This is a genomic window from Streptomyces sp. NPDC020965, assembly GCF_044333555.1.
GTDB lineage: Bacteria > Actinomycetota > Actinomycetes > Streptomycetales > Streptomycetaceae > Streptomyces.
On the sequence record NZ_JBIRRE010000008.1, the window covers coordinates 88,512 to 103,428 of the forward strand.

The window sequence follows — 14,917 nt, forward strand, 5'->3', positions numbered from 1 at the left end:
GTCCCCCACGAACACGGGGCGTGAGGGGGCGCACACGCTGGAAGCATCGGCGCGCCGCCGGTTCCCCAGGACAGCGACGGCCGGCCATCGGACCCTAGCCATCGACGGGAGGCCAGTGGCCGGTGCCTGGCAGTGACAACCCGACGCAACGAACCACCACTCCCCCGCGCAGTCGGGGCGGACTCGGAGGGCGAGGGGCGACCCGCGTGGATGACGCCGTCTTTCTGCGTTCTGGACCACGTACAGGAAACGGGACGATGTGTCGTCCCCTTGGCGTCGGCTGTCTATCGTTGGCGTGTGACCGTGCCTTCGGGCACCGTGATTCATTCATGGCGCCCTCGCACGGCCCCTCGATCACTGGAAGTGAAATATGTCCGAATCTTGGGAAGTTGACAAAAACAGGCACCCGCCGAGGTAAAATCGCAGGTCACGAAGGGTGTTCCCCGCGCACGCGGGGGTGGTCCCTCGACACGCGGTGGCTCGACTCCGAGCCCGGAGTGTTCCCCGCGCACGCGGGGGTGGTCCCCCTGCCGCCGGGTTGTCGTGCAGGGCCGTGGTGTGTTCCCCGCGCACGCGGGGGTGGTCCCGCGGTCGTTCCCAGCCAGCGGGACACCGGGTGGTGTTCCCCGCGCACGCGGGGGTGGTCCCCCCGGCCGAGACAGCGGGTGACCCCCACCTCCGTGTTCCCCGCGCACGCGGGGGTGGTCCCCCGTCCAGCTTGCCCGTTCCCTCCCCGTTGTTGTGTTCCCCGCGCACGCGGGGCCTCCCGTCACCTGAACGCCACCGACACCACCCGCGCCCTCCGCTCCTGCTTCGGCGGCGCTCTGTGCCTCTGACGTGGTCCACCGCCCGCCCGGCGGTGGACCGCGGCGGCCCCGGCCGTCGTCGCTCAGACCGTTCGCGGCAACGGGAAGCTACGCCGCATGAGCGCGTCGAACGCCGAGTCCGGCAGTAGTCGCTTGGCGAGCATGGTCGACCGGGCCATGGCCCCGATCGCGTAACGGGCGCGCGGCCTGGGGGTGGTCGCGGCGCGCACGAGCACCCGCGCGGCCGTCTCCGCCGAGACGGCGCCGCCCCGCCGGGTGAAGGTGCGACCGGCGTACATGGCGGCCAGTTCACGGCGGAAGTCCGCGTACGGGTCCGCCGCCCCGGGAACCGCTTCGTGCCCCATGGTGGCGACCGCGGTCGCGCCGAACCCGGTGATGGTCGGCCCGGGCTGTACCACCACCACCCGGACACCGAGCCCGCCCACTTCGAGGCGGAGTGAGTCGCTGATGGCCTCCACCGCGTGCTTGGTGGCGTGGTAGAAGCCCCCGCCCGGCGGTGAGAAACGGCCACCCATCGACGAGATGTTGACGATCCTGCCCTGCCCGGCCCGGCGCATCCCGGGCAGGACGAGCTGCGCCATGCGCACCAGCCCGAACACATTGGTGTCGAACTGCACCCTGATCTCCCGGGAGGACGCCGTCTCGACCGGCACGTGCAGTCCGTACGCCGCATTGTTGATCAGAATGTCGACGCGCCCGTCCGCCTCCTCGACCGCTGCCACCGCCGCGGTCATGCTCTCCTCGTCCGTGACGTCCAGCGCGTGGGTGCTGATGCCCAGAGCCGCCAGGTCGGCGAGGGATTCGGGTCGCCGGGCCGTGGCGTGCACCCGGTGACCGAGGCGGTGCAGCGCGAGCGCGGCCTCGCGCCCCAGGCCCGAGGAACAGCCGGTGATCAGTACGGTCCGCGGTGTGGTCATGACGCGTCCTTTCGATGCAGAAGATCCCAGACCGCCGCCTCCGCCTGATCGAGGGCGTCACGGTCGAGAGCGGAGAGCCCGTGCGGGCGCTGGAACCGCACCAGACCCGCGAACGCCCCCAGGGCCAGGGCCACCAGCCGCCCCGCGTCGCCCTCGCGGATCTCGCCGGCCCGCTGTCCACGGGCGATGAAGTCAGCGGCAACGCGGTCGATCTCCGCGGCCAGTTCCCTGCTCTCGGGGGTCAGATACGTGTCGTGCTGCTGGTGCTCCAGGAAGACGAAGGCGTCCGGCCGGTCCGTCGCGTACTCGGCGAAGCCCCGCCAGAAGCGCCCGAACTCCACCCGGATCGAAGCGGTCGGCCCGCCTTCGGTCACCGCGCCCGCCAGCCGTTCCAGCAGATCACGCTTGGCGTGCTGGAACGCGGCGTTCCCCAGCGCCTCCTTGCTGGGGAAGTACCGGTAGATGCTCCCCACGCCGACCCCCGCCCGCTCGGCGACGGCGGGCATCTGGGTTCCCTCGTAGGTGCGTTCGGCGAACAGCGCGATGGCGGCGTCGATGAGGGACTGAGCGAGAGCAGGCTTCCGTGGGGTCACGGAATGAATATTCATTCCGCGACTGTCGCGCTGTCAAGTGCCTCTGCCCGCCGTCAATGTGGCGTGACGGGGCGTGGCCTCCGCGCCGCCCACGCGCGACCGGCTGCGGGCGGCGTGATTCACGTGGAGCGGCGAGTCTCCTCCCGGTGAACGCTCTCTCCGGCCCCCCCGTTCCGCACGGGCGCCCGGACCTCGCACTGGTCGCTCCCCACGTCGGTCGTCACCACGCGCTCGGAGCCGGGGCCGGCTGACCGGGCCGCACCATGAACGCCGTGGTGCCCGGGACGCTTCGACGGCACGGTCCGGGACGTGAACAAGTCACAATCGCTGCGCGGGCGGACCCCGCGCGGGCCGCCCCGGACCGTCACCCGTCGTAGGCACACCCGGTCCACTGGCGCACTCCTTCCTCAACCGTCCCGGAGGACGGCCGCCGGAGGACCGCGCACCGCGTAGGAACACGTTCCGCGACGACGCCCTCCGGCCACCGCGGGTGGCTCATCGCCGTCCCGCAGGCGCGGGCGACGGTGATACTGGGACGGATACCCATGACCGGCTCCCGTACGGACAGGGCACGGTCACGACCGGCGTGCCCGGTCGTCGGCCCGGCTCGTGGTCGGGGCGCGGGACCGGGGGCGCGGATGTTGACCGAGACGGTGTTCACGAGCGATGACCTGCCGGCGTCGGACCGGCTGGACTGGTGGCGCGAACGCATGGCCCGTACTCATGCGCCGATGGAGCTGATCAGTGAACACGCGGCCGACTTCCGGGTGACCCAGCGGGTCCTGGACCTGGGCGCGGTACGGATGTGGCCGGTGGCCTACCGGCCGATGGTCTTTCTGCGCACTCCGAAGCTGATCCGTGCGTCCGATCCGGAACTGTGCCATCTCTCCATACCGCTGAACGGCGAGACGAGGAGTCTGCACGGGGATCACGAGACCGTGGGCGGACCGTTCACCATCATCCCCGACCACTCGTCGGCCCCCTCGGAGACACGGTCACTGGTGCACGGCTCCCTGCTGCACCGGGGGATCGGGGTGGAGATTCCCCGGGCCGCCCTGCCGCTGCCGGACGACGCGATCCTCCGGATGACGGGCCGGACCCTGTCCGGACGTACGGGCATCGGCGGACTGCTGATCGGACTGCTCACCAGCCTGGCGGCGGACAGCAGTCCCTACCGGCCGTCCGACGGGCCCCGGTTGGGGGTCACTGTGATCGATCTGGTCGCGGCGCTCTTCGCCCACACCCTCGACGCGGAAGCCGCCGTGCCGCCGGAGACCAGACGCCATGTGCTGCTGCTGCGCGTCAAGTCGTACATCCGGCGGCATCTGGCCGATCCCGGTCTGACACCCGGCCGTATCGCGCAGGCCCATCACATATCGGTCAGATATCTGCACCGGCTCTTCCAGGACGAGGAGACCACCGTCACCTCGCTCATCCGCCGCCTCCGCCTGGAGAACACCCGTACCGATCTGGCGGATCCCGCCTTCCGCTCGGCGCCCATCCATGTCATCGCCGCCCGCTGGGGCTTCCCCCGGGCCGCCGACTTCAGCCGTGGCTTCCGCTCCGCCTACGGTGCGCCGCCGAGTGAGTACCGTCATCAAGCCCTCCGTACGGCCGGCGAGGCCGGCCCCTGAGCACCCGGTAGGCGGGCCGCCTGGGGGTACGTCGCGACCGGTCCGCCCCGGTTGCGCACCCCCTGCCCGAAGAATCCGAACTGGCGTTTGCCATAAGGGAGTTCACGAACCGGTTCCGCAGTGAATGATGTGCGGGAACGGGCCGCCGAGAGCGGGCGGCACCGTCCCGTACGCCCCATGGAAGGACCGAATCCGTGCCCCTAAGACGCCTTGCCCCCGCGCTCGCGGTGAGCATGATGGCGGCGCTGGCCCCAGCACTCGCCACCACCCCGGCCGCCGCCGCGCCCAGCCCGGGCGCGGTCCCCCCCGCCACCCACGCACCGGGGAACCTCACCTGGCGGGGATGCGGTCCCGACCTGCCCGCCGCGCTGGAGTGCGCCACGGTACGGGTGCCGCTGGACTACCAGCGCCCCCGCGGGCCGCAGTTGGACGTGGCGATATCCCGGATCGCGGCCACCGATCCCGCCAAGCGGCGGGGCGCCCTGCTGATCAACCCAGGCGGCCCCGGCGCCTGGGGACTCGATATGCCGGCATACCTCCAGGGCGCCTTCCCCGCCTCCGTACGGGAGCGGTACGACCTCATCGGGCTCGACCCCCGGGGCGTCGGCAGCAGCGCGCCGGTGACCTGCGGACTCTCCCCCGAGGAGCTGGACGGGGAGCGCGCCTACACGACGGCGGCCTTCCCCCGGCACACGGCCGTGACCCGCTCCATCGCGGACAAGTGCCGCGAGAAATACGGCGCGGCCACCCTCAAGCACTTCACCACCCGTAACACCGCCCGGGACATGGACCTGATCCGGATCGCGCTCGGCGACCGGAAGCTCAACTTCCTCGGCTACTCGTACGGCACCTACCTGGGCGCCGTCTACGCCCAGATGTTCCCCCGCCGGGTCGACCGCTTCATCCTCGACAGCGCGATCGACCCGGGCAACGCGTGGCGCGAGAGCTTCCGGGGCTGGGCACCCGAGGCGGAGCGGGCGTTCCAGCGGTGGACCGCGTGGACCGCCGCGCGGTCGACCTCGTACGGGCTCGGCGCCACCCCGGCCGCGGTCTCCCGCACCTTCTGGGAGATCGTCGCCCAGGCCGACCGCGAGCCCGTCCGGGTGGGCAGCGCCCTCTTCGACGGCGCTCAGCTCCGGGCCGTCTCCCGCACCAAGTTCTTCACCCTGCGCGCGGGGGCCGAGTGGGTCGTCACCTTGAAGAAGGCAGCGGCCGGCGAGACCACCCCGGAACTACCGCCGGCGTACTACTGGGACGACAACGCCACCGCCATGTTCTGGACCGTGGTGTGCGGTGACGCGCCCTGGTCGAAGGATCCGGAGAGCTACCGCAGGGAGGCGATCCGCGACGCGGTCCGCTACCCGCTGTACGGGGACTACGCCGGCAACATCGCGCCCTGTGCGTTCTGGGAGAAGGGCGCCGAACCCGCCACCGGGATCGACAACGACGTCCCCATGCTCATCCTCCAGAACGAGTGGGACTCCCAGACCCCGCTGACCAACGCGCGCGGGATGCGGCGCGCCCTGGACGGCTCACGGATGGTGACGGTCGACGAGGGCGAGGGGCACGGCGTGTACGGGACGCTCGTCAGCGACTGCGCGGAATCCGTCGCCAACGCCTATCTGCTCACCGGCCGGCTCCCGGTGCAGGACACCACCTGCGGGGCGAACCCGGCGCAGCGGCAGCGCACGGGCGGCAAGGCGCCGGTGCCGCTGCCCGGCGTCGGCCCGCTCCAGGTCCGCTGATTCACGGATTCGCTGTGCGCTGAGTCACCGAGTCACCGAGTCACCGAGTCACCGAGTACGGTCGCGTACCCCTGCCCTCTCCCGGTGCCGAAACGCAAGGCGGAGAGGGCCGGGGTGCGCGGCGACGCGCACCCCGGCCGAGCGGGGGCGCCACCCGTCCCGGCGCCGCCACTCCGACGGGAGCTGGCTCAAAGGCGCCGGTCCAGCGGCGAGGCGTCGTTTACAAGCCCCGCACGCGCCGCTAGCGTGCGTCACGCAAAATCACATCCGCCCCACATGTCGTCATTGTGGTGCGTCGGAGTCTCCGCCAGTGCGCTGTTTCCTTTTCGCAGTCGAGATCCCGGTCGAGATCCTGATCGAGGTCGCCGCCGAGCAGTTCGCCGCAGGCAAGGGAAGGTGCTCCTGACTATGAGCCACGCATCACCGTCGAGCCCCGGCGGAGCCCCGAAGGCCACGGTCGAGGATGTGCGCCCGACCCTCGCCACCGAGGACACCTACGAGGTACTGCGGCGCAAGTTCATCGCGAACGGCGCGCGGTCGGTCATCGACAGCGCGCAGCGCCGTGACATGGTCCGGCGGTTCGAGGAGATCGACAGGTCGGTGCCGCTCGCCACCACCCCGACGGACGGTCTCCTGCTCGCCGAGATGCTGATGAACACCTCGGCCGTCGGCGATGTCGTCGAGTGCGGATGCTTCTCCGGCGGCTCGTCGGCGAAGCTCTCGATCGTCGCGGCGGCGCTGCGGAAACGTCTCACCATATTCGACAGCTTCCAGGGGCTGCTCGTCGTCGACGACTACGACAGGAACGACTTCCACGCGCGCCGGCACACCGGGTGGCTCCCGACCTGGCACAGTGGCAAGTACAGCGCGTCCCTGGAGTCCGTCCGGGGAAACATCACGGCCTACGGCGAGATCTCCGTCTGCGACTTCGTCCCCGGTTATGTCGAGGACACGCTCCGGGCTCCGGAGCTGCCGGAGCGCATCGCCGTCGCCTTCACCGACGTGGACACGCCGTCGGCCGTCCGCACCTGCCTGACTCGCATCTGGCCCGGGCTGGCACCCGGGGGCGTCTACGCCTCACACGATGTCGCCCTACTCAAATCGCTCCAGGTACTCCTCTCCGAGTCGGTGTGGCGGGACGAGATCGGCGAGTTCCCGCCGATCCTCTTCGGCGCCGGATTCGGTGTCTGCGACGCGGCTCCGCACATGGGTTACTTCGTGAAGGGCCAGAACCTGTCGGCCGAGTACCTGAAGTCTCTGACCATCGACAAACTGACCATCGACGAGCGGCGGACCGACTGACCCGGGAGCCGGAACGGCCCGGGTGCGTCCGCCCTCCCACTGGATGAAGGGGCTCATATGGCCGTTACTCCACGACGTGTCGGTCTCGAACTCGAATTCCCGGTGGTGGAGAACGCCACCGGCCGGGGGCTGGACCGCGCCGGGGCGCGGCGGCTGTGGCACCGGCTGGCCGAGCTCGACGCGTCGTGGTCGACGACGGTGGAGTCGATCACCGGGGCCGTCACCGGTGTGCACCGGACGGCCGGGGGCTTCACGGAGCAGGTGAACACCGACACCGGGATCTGCACGGTGGAGGTGTCCCTCGCGCCACGGGAATCGATCGGCGAGGCACTCGACGCCGCCGACATCGTGCTCCGGCAACTCCAGTCGCTGCTGGGTGCCATGGGCCACACCGTCCTCTGCGCGGGCATCCAGCCGCGCACCTGGACCGACCCGGCCCGGAAGACACAGAAGGACTGGTACCTACTGCTCGCCCGGCGCTGGCACTTCCACCACTGGTTCGTCCCGCTCGCCTCCCATCAGGTGTCAGTCGACGTGAGCGCCGGTGAGTCCGCTCGCGTGGTCAACATGCTCAGCGGTCTCGCCGGGGTCTTCACGGCCCTGACCGCCGGGTCGCCCGTCGCGCGCGGCTCGCTCCAGCCCTGGAAGGAGATGCGGAACTGGGTGTGGCACACCCGGAGCGGCCGGGTGCCGGCCCGGGAGGCGCTGTACACGTCGAACTCGATCCCGGTCACCCCGTACGCCGACGTCGGCGCCTATCTCGAACACTACTGGGACTCCCCCGTCTACTTCCTGACGAATCTCAAGAGCGGCGGCTACGACGTCGCGGGCGACAGGTCCTTCCGGGACCTCCTGCTCGCCGAGGAGCCCGTACCGGCCAGGCGGCTCGACGGCGAGCGGGTGCGGGTGGTTCCGGACCGGACCGTACTCGACCGTATCCACCAGTACGGCTGGCCCGCCGCCAAGCTGCACTACGCCTTCGACGCCCGTACCGACCTCGACGGCGTGCGCGCCGCCCTGACCGGGGGTTCGATCGGTGAGTACTTCGACGAGCACGCGGTGAACTGCTACGTCGAGAACCGGACGTGTGGAGTCGCCCCGTACGGGGAGGAGGGGGTGGCCGCCGCATTGACCCTGGGCCTCGTGGAGCAGCTCGACGACGCCGAGGCCGTGCTGAAGCAGTCCTCGTGGGACGAGTGGCGCCGGCTGTGGACCAGGGCGAGTGAGCACGGTCTCGCGGCGGAGGACGCCGGGTCCCTCGGGACGGTGCGCGAGCTGCTGGACATCGCGCGGCGCGGCCTGTGCGCCCGGGGCGTGGGAGAGGAGGTCTTCCTGGACCCGCTGTTCGCCCGGCTGGAGCGGCGCGAGACCCCGGCCGACCGCATGATCGCCGCCTTCCGCGCGGGCGGAGTCCCCCGGTTGATCACGGAATTCGGTCGCCCGCTCTGAGGTCACGCCCTGACGTCACGCCCTGAACCGAACCCACCGAGAACAGGGGGCACAGGAGTGCAGGACATCACGGGGGAGCCCGCGGTCGGTCATGGTGCGGCGGACACCGCCGGCACCGGACGTCTGCTGGAGAGTCTGACCCGGACGGGTCTGAGCGTGCTGGCCGGATCGGATCCGAGTCTGCGCAAGCTCGCCGAACGCGAACTGTCCCGGCAGCGGGCCCAGTTGAATCTGGTGGCCGCTTCGAGCCCGCCGTCGCCCGATGTGCTGGCGGCCCAGGCGCTCGGGCTGAGCGCCCTCACCGCCGAAGGGTATCCGGGCCGGCGCTACCACCCGGGCACCGAAGTGATCGACGCGGTGGAGCGGCTGGCGATCGAGCGCGCCAAGCTGCTCTTCGGGGCCGACCACGCCAATGTGCAGCCGCTGTCGGGCTCGGCGGCGAATCTGGCCGTCCTGTTCGGGCTGCTCGAACCGGGGGATTCCGTGCTGTCCATGGAACTGTCCCACGGTGGCCATCTGTCCCACGCCGCTCGCCCCGCCAGTACGACGAAACACTTCGGGGCGGCGTACTACCGGCTCGGTGCCGATGGCACGCTCGATCTCGACCACGTCCGGGAACAGGCGCGGGCCGTCCGCCCGGCGGTACTGATGTGCGGCGGCTCGGCATACCCGCGCACCATCGACTTCCCGTCGTTCCGGGCCGTCGCCGATGAGGTCGGCGCGCTGCTCATCGGGGACATCAGCCACATCAGCGGACTGGTCGCGACCGGGATCCACCCCACGCCGTTCCCGTACTGCGACCTCGTCACCACCTCGACGTACAAGCAACTGCGCGGGCCGCACGGGGGCCTCGTCCTGCGCGGACCGGGTTCCCGGGTCCCCGGCGGGAAGCTCGACACCTGGGTGTTCCCTGGTTTTCAGGGCACCCCGGACTTCGGGATGGTCGCCGCGAAGGCCGCCGCACTGGGAAACGCCCTCCGGCCGGCGTTCGCCGTGGCGATGGAGCGGGTGGCACGGTTCGCCGGGCTGTTCGCCGACGCGTTCACGGCGCGTGGTCTCCGGCTGGTCACCGGGGGGACGGACACCCATATGGTGCTGGTCGACCTCAGCGACGGGAGCGCCACCGGCAGAACGGTGAGCCGCGTCCTGGAGCAGATCGGGATCCTCGCCAACAAGAATCTGATACCGAACGATCCGCGGCCGGCGAGCGAGACCAGCGGTCTGCGCATCGGCACCAATCACCTGGCCTTCATGGACGTCGACGACCAGGACGTGAGCCGGCTCGCCCGGGGGATCGCCGACCTCGTGGCCGAGCTGAGCCGGGGCGGCGGGGCTGATCGCCACCCGGGTTGTCCGGCCCTGCACCGCTTGGAAGAACACGCCGCCGCCGTGGTCAGCGCCGGGCACCGGGCGGACTTCGCCGAGGGAGTGCCCGCACCGTAGCGTCGTCCGCCCGGAGGACCGGGTCCCGTCCCGGCGGCGGGCAGGGGGCCCGGGTCAGGCCGAGCGGCCGAGATGCCGGGAGCCGGCGCCCGGCAGGGGTTCGCGCACGGCGTCACGGAAGCCGGTCAGGCCCTCGGCCAGCGCGTGCCGGGCGGCGGGGGTCATCGCCGCCAGGGCTTCGAGGAGTGCCCGCTCGCGATGGGCGCGCAGGTCACGCAGGTGGGCCGTGCCCGCGGCGGTCAGCCACAGCCGGACCTCCCGGCGATCGTCCGGGTGCTGGGCCTTGTGCAGGAATCCGAGGGCGCGCAGCCGGTCGCAGATGCGGGTGACGGAGGGCGCGGCGGCCCCGAGGCGTTCGCCCAGCGTGCGCAGGTTGATGCCCTCGTCGCGTTCGATGATGTACATCACACGCACCTGGGCGGTCGAGACGGGTGCGGCCGTCACGGTCGAGCGGCCCCGCTCCCAGAGGACCTCCAGCAGCTCGATGATCTCACTCGCCTCGGGCACCGCTTCATGGGAGTGCGGGTGGAGGGCGGCGGGGTCCTCGCACATGTGACACTCCCTGATGGGCGACCTCGCCCGCTCCGGCTCGCTGCTTTCGGCAGTCGCATTATGAACAATTCTCGGCGGAAAAGGGACCTGCACCCGTGGACAGACCCAGCTCGGTGGAGCGCGTACTGCGCGGCACCGCGCCTCATGAACTCGTCGACGCCGCTCGCGCACTGCTCACCGAGCGGTTCCAGGCGCTGGTCGTGGAGGTGTTGATGGCCGACTACGCGATGGCTCGGCTGCAGCCCGTGGGGGCGCCGCCGCAGGTCATCGAGTCCGTGGCCATCCACAGTAGTGCCCCCGGCCGTGCTTTCGGCGCGCAGGAGGCCGTCGTCGTCACGGAGGGGCCGGCGTCGGTCGCGACGGTCCATCTGCCCGTGAGCGTGCGCGGTGACCGCCTGGGCGTGCTGAGTGTCACTCTTCCCGCGAGCCCGCCGACGGACGGGGTCCTGCCGGAGTTGCAGGACTTCGCGGACGCGCTGGGCCATGCGATCGTCGTCGCCGAGCGCGACACCGATCTGTTCGTCCGGGCCAGACGGGCCGAGCGGCTGACGCTCGCCGCCGAGATGCAGTGGCAGCTACTGCCGGGCCGTTCCTGCTCGCGCCCCGAGTACAGCGTGGGTGCCCAGTTGGAGCCCGCGTACGCGGTCTACGGGGACAATTTCGACTGGTCCGCCTCCGCCGACCACCTCACCCTGACGGTCAACAACGGAATGGGCGAGGGCATCGACGCCGCCCTGCTCACCAATCTGGCCGTGAACGCGCTGCGCAACGCCCGCCGGGCCGGACTGGATCTGATCGGTCAGGCGAGCCTGGCGGACCAGGCCATCCACGGACAGCACCTCGGCCGTCAGTACCTGTCCATGCTCCTGCTCCGGTTCCATCTGCCGACCGGACGGGTGGAGGTCATCGACGCCGGCTCGCCCCGGGTCTGGCGGCTGCGCCAGGGCACCGTGGAGCCGGTGGAGCTGGAGGCGCAGCTACCGCTCGGCATGTTCGAGGACAGCGTCTACACGGTGCAGCACTTTCAACTGGAGCCGGGTGACCGGTTGTTCTTCCTCAGCGACGGGGTGTACGACGTCATGTCGCCCAGCGGGGAGCCCTACAGCCGGCGCGCACTGGTCAGGGCGATCACCAACACCAGGCTGCTGCCGTCGTCGCAGGTGCCCGGGGCCATTCTCGAAGAGCTGGTGGGTCACCGTGGACCCGGGCCCGCCGCCGACGACGCGATGGTCGTCTGCCTCGACTGGCACGGGCGCCCCCAGGGGTGAGGGCTTCCCCTCAGTGAGTGGGTTTCCCTCAGGGGGTCGGGGCGTGGTGCGGGAGTCCCGTCGGCCTCAAGGGTCCGGCGCATGTCGTGGGGGGCTCCCGCCCGGCCTGGAGAACCCTTTGACCCGTCATGAAGCCCGGTCAAAGCGGGGCGGAACACACCGGGCGGCCCGCCCTCCGTGGACCGGGCCGTGGACGGCTCGGGCCTGACACCGATTGCCAGAATGCCGTGCCATACGCAATGGTTGCCGCGAGGAAAGTAATTTTCGTCCAGCCGGAGGGTGGTGCGGTCCGCGTCCAGCGGGCCCCGCGTGTGGAGAGTTCGCAAGGAACAACCATCGGCGACGAGGCCGGCATCGCGGCACTCGACGACGCGCTCCGGTCCGCCCCGCACCCGGTCATCATCGCCGACGCGGCGGGCACGATCACCAGCCTGAACAGGGCCGCCGCCGCGCTGCTGACGCGAGCGACCATCGGCGCGGGGCTGCGGGCGACCGCTCCGACCTGGCTGGCGCGGGCCCACCGGGAGCTGGCCGGCGCGCCCGCGCCGGCCAGGTCGGTGTCGGCAGGTGCGCCCCACCGCCCGGTCCACGGCCGGGTCGGCGCGCAGACCTTCGAGGCGCGTCCCACCCGTCGGCACGACGGGAGTGTGGTGTGGTGGTTGACGGACGACACCGACCGGCATCTCGCCGAAGAGGCCCTCAGCGCGGAACGGGAACGCACCCGGTTCCTGGCCGAGGCGTCCAACGTCCTGCTGGCCTCCCTCAACACCGACCGGTGCATGGTGGCGACCGCACGGCTCGCCGCCGAGCACTTCGGCGACGCGGCCGTGGTGATCGCCCCCGCCGTGGGGCGCGGACTCCCCGTCGCCCATGCGGTGCGGGGCGGCGAGGCGATCCGTACGACACTCACCGCCGATCCGGCGTCCGTGCCCGGGCTCGGCGAGGCCCTCCAGGGATTCCCCCCGGTGCCCTCACGGTGGATCGATCCGGGGAGCCTGCCGGCCTGGCTGCTGCCACCGGGGTTCGACGGCGCCGTCGGGTCCGTCATGGTGTCCCCGCTGCCCGGGCACGGAGTGGCGGCCGGGGCGCTCGTCCTGCTGCGCGGCGCGGAGCACACGGCGTTCAGCGAGAGCGAGGAGATCTTCACCGGGCTCTTCGCGGCCCGTGCCGGCGCGGCGCTCTCGGCCGCGCGGCTCTACGCGGAACAGAGCAGCATCACCCGGACGCTGATGCGGGAACTGCTGCCCCCCGCGATGCGCCAGGTGCAGGGCGTCGAGTTCGCGGGCGGCTACCGCCCGGCCGGACAGACCGAACGCGTGGGCGGCGACTTCTACGACATCCACCCCGCGGAGACGCCGGACGAGGAGTCCCTGATCGTGCTGGGGGACGTCTGCGGCAAGGGTCTGGAGGCCGCGGTCCTGACCGGGAAGATCCGCAACACCCTCCAGGCCCTGCTTCCCATGGCCGATGACCACGAGCGGATGCTCGGCCTGCTCAACGGGGCGCTCATCAACTCCCACCACACGCGTTTCGCCACCCTGGTGATGGCCTCGGTGAGCCGGGAGGGTCAGCTCGTCCGGCTGAGACTGACGTCGGCCGGTCACCCGCCGCCCCTCATCGTGCGACGGAACGGGGACGTGGAGGTGGTGGCCACCCAGGGCACCCTGGTGGGCGCCATCCCCGCCATCCACGCCCACACGGTGGCGACCACGCTACGGCCGGGTGAGACCTGTCTCCTCTACACGGACGGCATCACCGAGGCCAGGGGCGGCCCCCTGGGCGATGCCCTGTTCGGACAGGAACGGCTGGAGCAGGCCCTCGCCGACTGCGTCGGTATGCCCGCCGAGGCGGTCGTCGAGCACATCCAGATGCTCGCCACCGAGTGGCTGGGCCGCAACTCCGCCGACGATATGGCGGTCCTGGCGATCACCGCCCCGCACACCGCCCACCTCAGCGCCGTCGACGGTCACACACAGGGCCGGTACACGGCATGACGGCGGCCTCCGCCCCGACCGGTCTCCCGCCCGGTTCCTCACCGACCGGTTCCTCGCAGTCCGATTCCTCGCCGCCCGGTTCCTTTCTGGCCGGTTCCTTTCTGGCCGGCGCGCGCGACCGGCTCTGGGACGCCATGAGCCACCACGACCAGGACGCGTCCACCGCCGTCGTCCTCGCCGCCCTCGACGCCGGGTTGAGCGTGGAGTCGGCGCTCCTCGACCTCATCGCCCCCGTACAGACCCGGGTGGGCGCGGAGTGGGCGGCCAACCGCGTGAGCGTCGCCCAGGAACATGTCGCGACCGCGATCAGCGAGCGGATCATCACGGTCCTCGCCGACCTCCCCGGCGCGCGACCCCCGGCCCGGCTCGGCCGGATCACGGTGGCCTGCGTCGACCACGAGTGGCACGCCCTGCCCGCCCGGCTGCTCTCCCAGGTCCTCACCCTGCGCGGCTGGCAGGTCGACTTCCTCGGCGCCCGCGTCCCGACCCCGCACCTGATCGCGCAGTTGCACCGGACCGGACCGGACGCCGTAGCCCTCTCCTCGTCCCTCCCCACGCATCTGCCCACCGCGCACGCCACGATCACCGCCTGCCAGGCCACCGGAATGCCCGTCCTGGTCGGCGGGGCCGCGTTCGGACCGGACGGACGCTACGCCCGGCTGCTCGGGGCGAACGCCTGGGCCCCTGACGCCCGTACGGCGGCCGAGACGCTGCGGAAGGGGATCCCCCGGCCCGACCCGCTCACCCCGCACCTGGTCTCCGACGACCTGCCGCACCTCGCGGACCAGGAGTACACGCTCGTCGCGCGCAGCGGTACGGGGCTGGTCGCCGGCACCCTCGCCGGGCTGGAACGCCGCTACCCGCCCCTGCGGGACTACACCGACCGGCAGCGGCACCGTACGGCGGAGGACATCGCGCGCATCGTGGACTTCCTCGCCGCCGCGCTGTACGTGGACGACGACGAGCTGTTCGCCGGGTTCCTGACCTGGACGGCGGAGATCCTGACCGCCCGTGACGTTCCGGCGCCCTCCCTGCTGCCCGCGCTGGCCGCCCTCCGCGACGAGTTGCGGGACTTCCCGCGCTGCGCCCGCGTGCTGGACCACGCGCGGACGGTCCTCGACCGACGGATCGGCGCGGCCCCCACCGGGCCGGAGTGAGCGCATAAGGACGCCACGGCGGCTCGCTCGCCCTCA

Annotated in this window: 11 protein-coding genes and 1 CRISPR repeat array; of the genes, 8 read left to right on the top strand and 3 right to left on the bottom strand. The window is 71.5% G+C overall.

The genetic code is table 11. The annotated features are described in order from the left end of the window. Window positions 1-436: 436 nt before the first annotated feature. A CRISPR array of direct repeats spans window positions 437-770; the repeat unit is 29 nt; unit sequence GTGTTCCCCGCGCACGCGGGGGTGGTCCC. 119 nt (window positions 771-889) lie between these two features. Continuing rightward, window positions 890-1,744: an SDR family NAD(P)-dependent oxidoreductase gene (locus ACH4S7_RS23720; protein WP_398523254.1), complete on the bottom strand. Its 855-nt coding sequence runs from the start codon at window positions 1,742-1,744 to the stop codon at window positions 890-892. Continuing rightward, a complete protein-coding gene (locus ACH4S7_RS23725) occupies window positions 1,741-2,337 on the bottom strand; it encodes a TetR/AcrR family transcriptional regulator (RefSeq protein ID WP_398523255.1) in 597 nt (198 codons plus the stop codon). The genes ACH4S7_RS23720 and ACH4S7_RS23725 overlap by 4 nt, the downstream gene beginning before the upstream one ends. Before the next feature lie 638 nt (window positions 2,338-2,975). Here ACH4S7_RS23725 and ACH4S7_RS23730 point away from each other — a divergent pair. The 5 genes from ACH4S7_RS23730 to glyA all read left to right on the top strand — a co-directional run bounded on the left by ACH4S7_RS23730 (window position 2,976) and on the right by glyA (window position 9,910). After that, window positions 2,976-3,971, top strand: a complete 996-nt coding sequence (locus ACH4S7_RS23730; protein ID WP_398523256.1) for a helix-turn-helix domain-containing protein — start codon at window positions 2,976-2,978, stop codon at window positions 3,969-3,971. Window positions 3,972-4,165: 194 nt separating this feature from the next. After that, a complete protein-coding gene (locus ACH4S7_RS23735; protein ID WP_398523257.1) occupies window positions 4,166-5,716 on the top strand; it encodes an alpha/beta hydrolase in 1,551 nt (516 codons plus the stop codon). Between the two features lie 408 nt (window positions 5,717-6,124). Continuing rightward, on the top strand, window positions 6,125-7,018 hold the full coding sequence (locus ACH4S7_RS23740) for a TylF/MycF/NovP-related O-methyltransferase (protein ID WP_398523258.1): 894 nt from the start codon (window positions 6,125-6,127) through the stop codon (window positions 7,016-7,018). 57 nt (window positions 7,019-7,075) lie between these two features. Beyond that, window positions 7,076-8,467, top strand: a complete 1,392-nt coding sequence (locus ACH4S7_RS23745; RefSeq protein ID WP_398523259.1) for a glutamate-cysteine ligase family protein — start codon at window positions 7,076-7,078, stop codon at window positions 8,465-8,467. Between the two features lie 57 nt (window positions 8,468-8,524). Continuing rightward, window positions 8,525-9,910, top strand: a complete 1,386-nt coding sequence (gene glyA / locus ACH4S7_RS23750; RefSeq protein WP_398523260.1) for a serine hydroxymethyltransferase — start codon at window positions 8,525-8,527, stop codon at window positions 9,908-9,910. 54 nt (window positions 9,911-9,964) lie between these two features. On the opposite strand, the gene ACH4S7_RS23755 is transcribed toward glyA, so the two are convergent. Then, window positions 9,965-10,462, bottom strand: a complete 498-nt coding sequence (locus ACH4S7_RS23755) for a MarR family winged helix-turn-helix transcriptional regulator (protein ID WP_398523261.1) — start codon at window positions 10,460-10,462, stop codon at window positions 9,965-9,967. A gap of 95 nt (window positions 10,463-10,557) precedes the next feature. Between ACH4S7_RS23755 and ACH4S7_RS23760 the strand changes: the two genes are divergently transcribed. From ACH4S7_RS23760 to ACH4S7_RS23770, 3 genes are all read left to right on the top strand, one after another. Then, window positions 10,558-11,730 carry a PP2C family protein-serine/threonine phosphatase gene (locus tag ACH4S7_RS23760; protein ID WP_398523262.1) on the top strand — a complete coding sequence of 391 codons (1,173 nt, stop codon included), beginning with the start codon at window positions 10,558-10,560 and terminating at the stop codon, window positions 11,728-11,730. Between the two features lie 311 nt (window positions 11,731-12,041). Then, window positions 12,042-13,724 carry a SpoIIE family protein phosphatase gene (locus tag ACH4S7_RS23765; RefSeq protein WP_398523263.1) on the top strand — a complete coding sequence of 561 codons (1,683 nt, stop codon included), beginning with the start codon at window positions 12,042-12,044 and terminating at the stop codon, window positions 13,722-13,724. Next, entirely contained in the window at window positions 13,721-14,881 is a 1,161-nt protein-coding gene (locus tag ACH4S7_RS23770; protein WP_398523264.1) for a B12-binding domain-containing protein, read from the top strand. Before ACH4S7_RS23765 ends, ACH4S7_RS23770 begins: the two co-directional genes overlap by 4 nt. Window positions 14,882-14,917 lie beyond the last annotated feature (36 nt).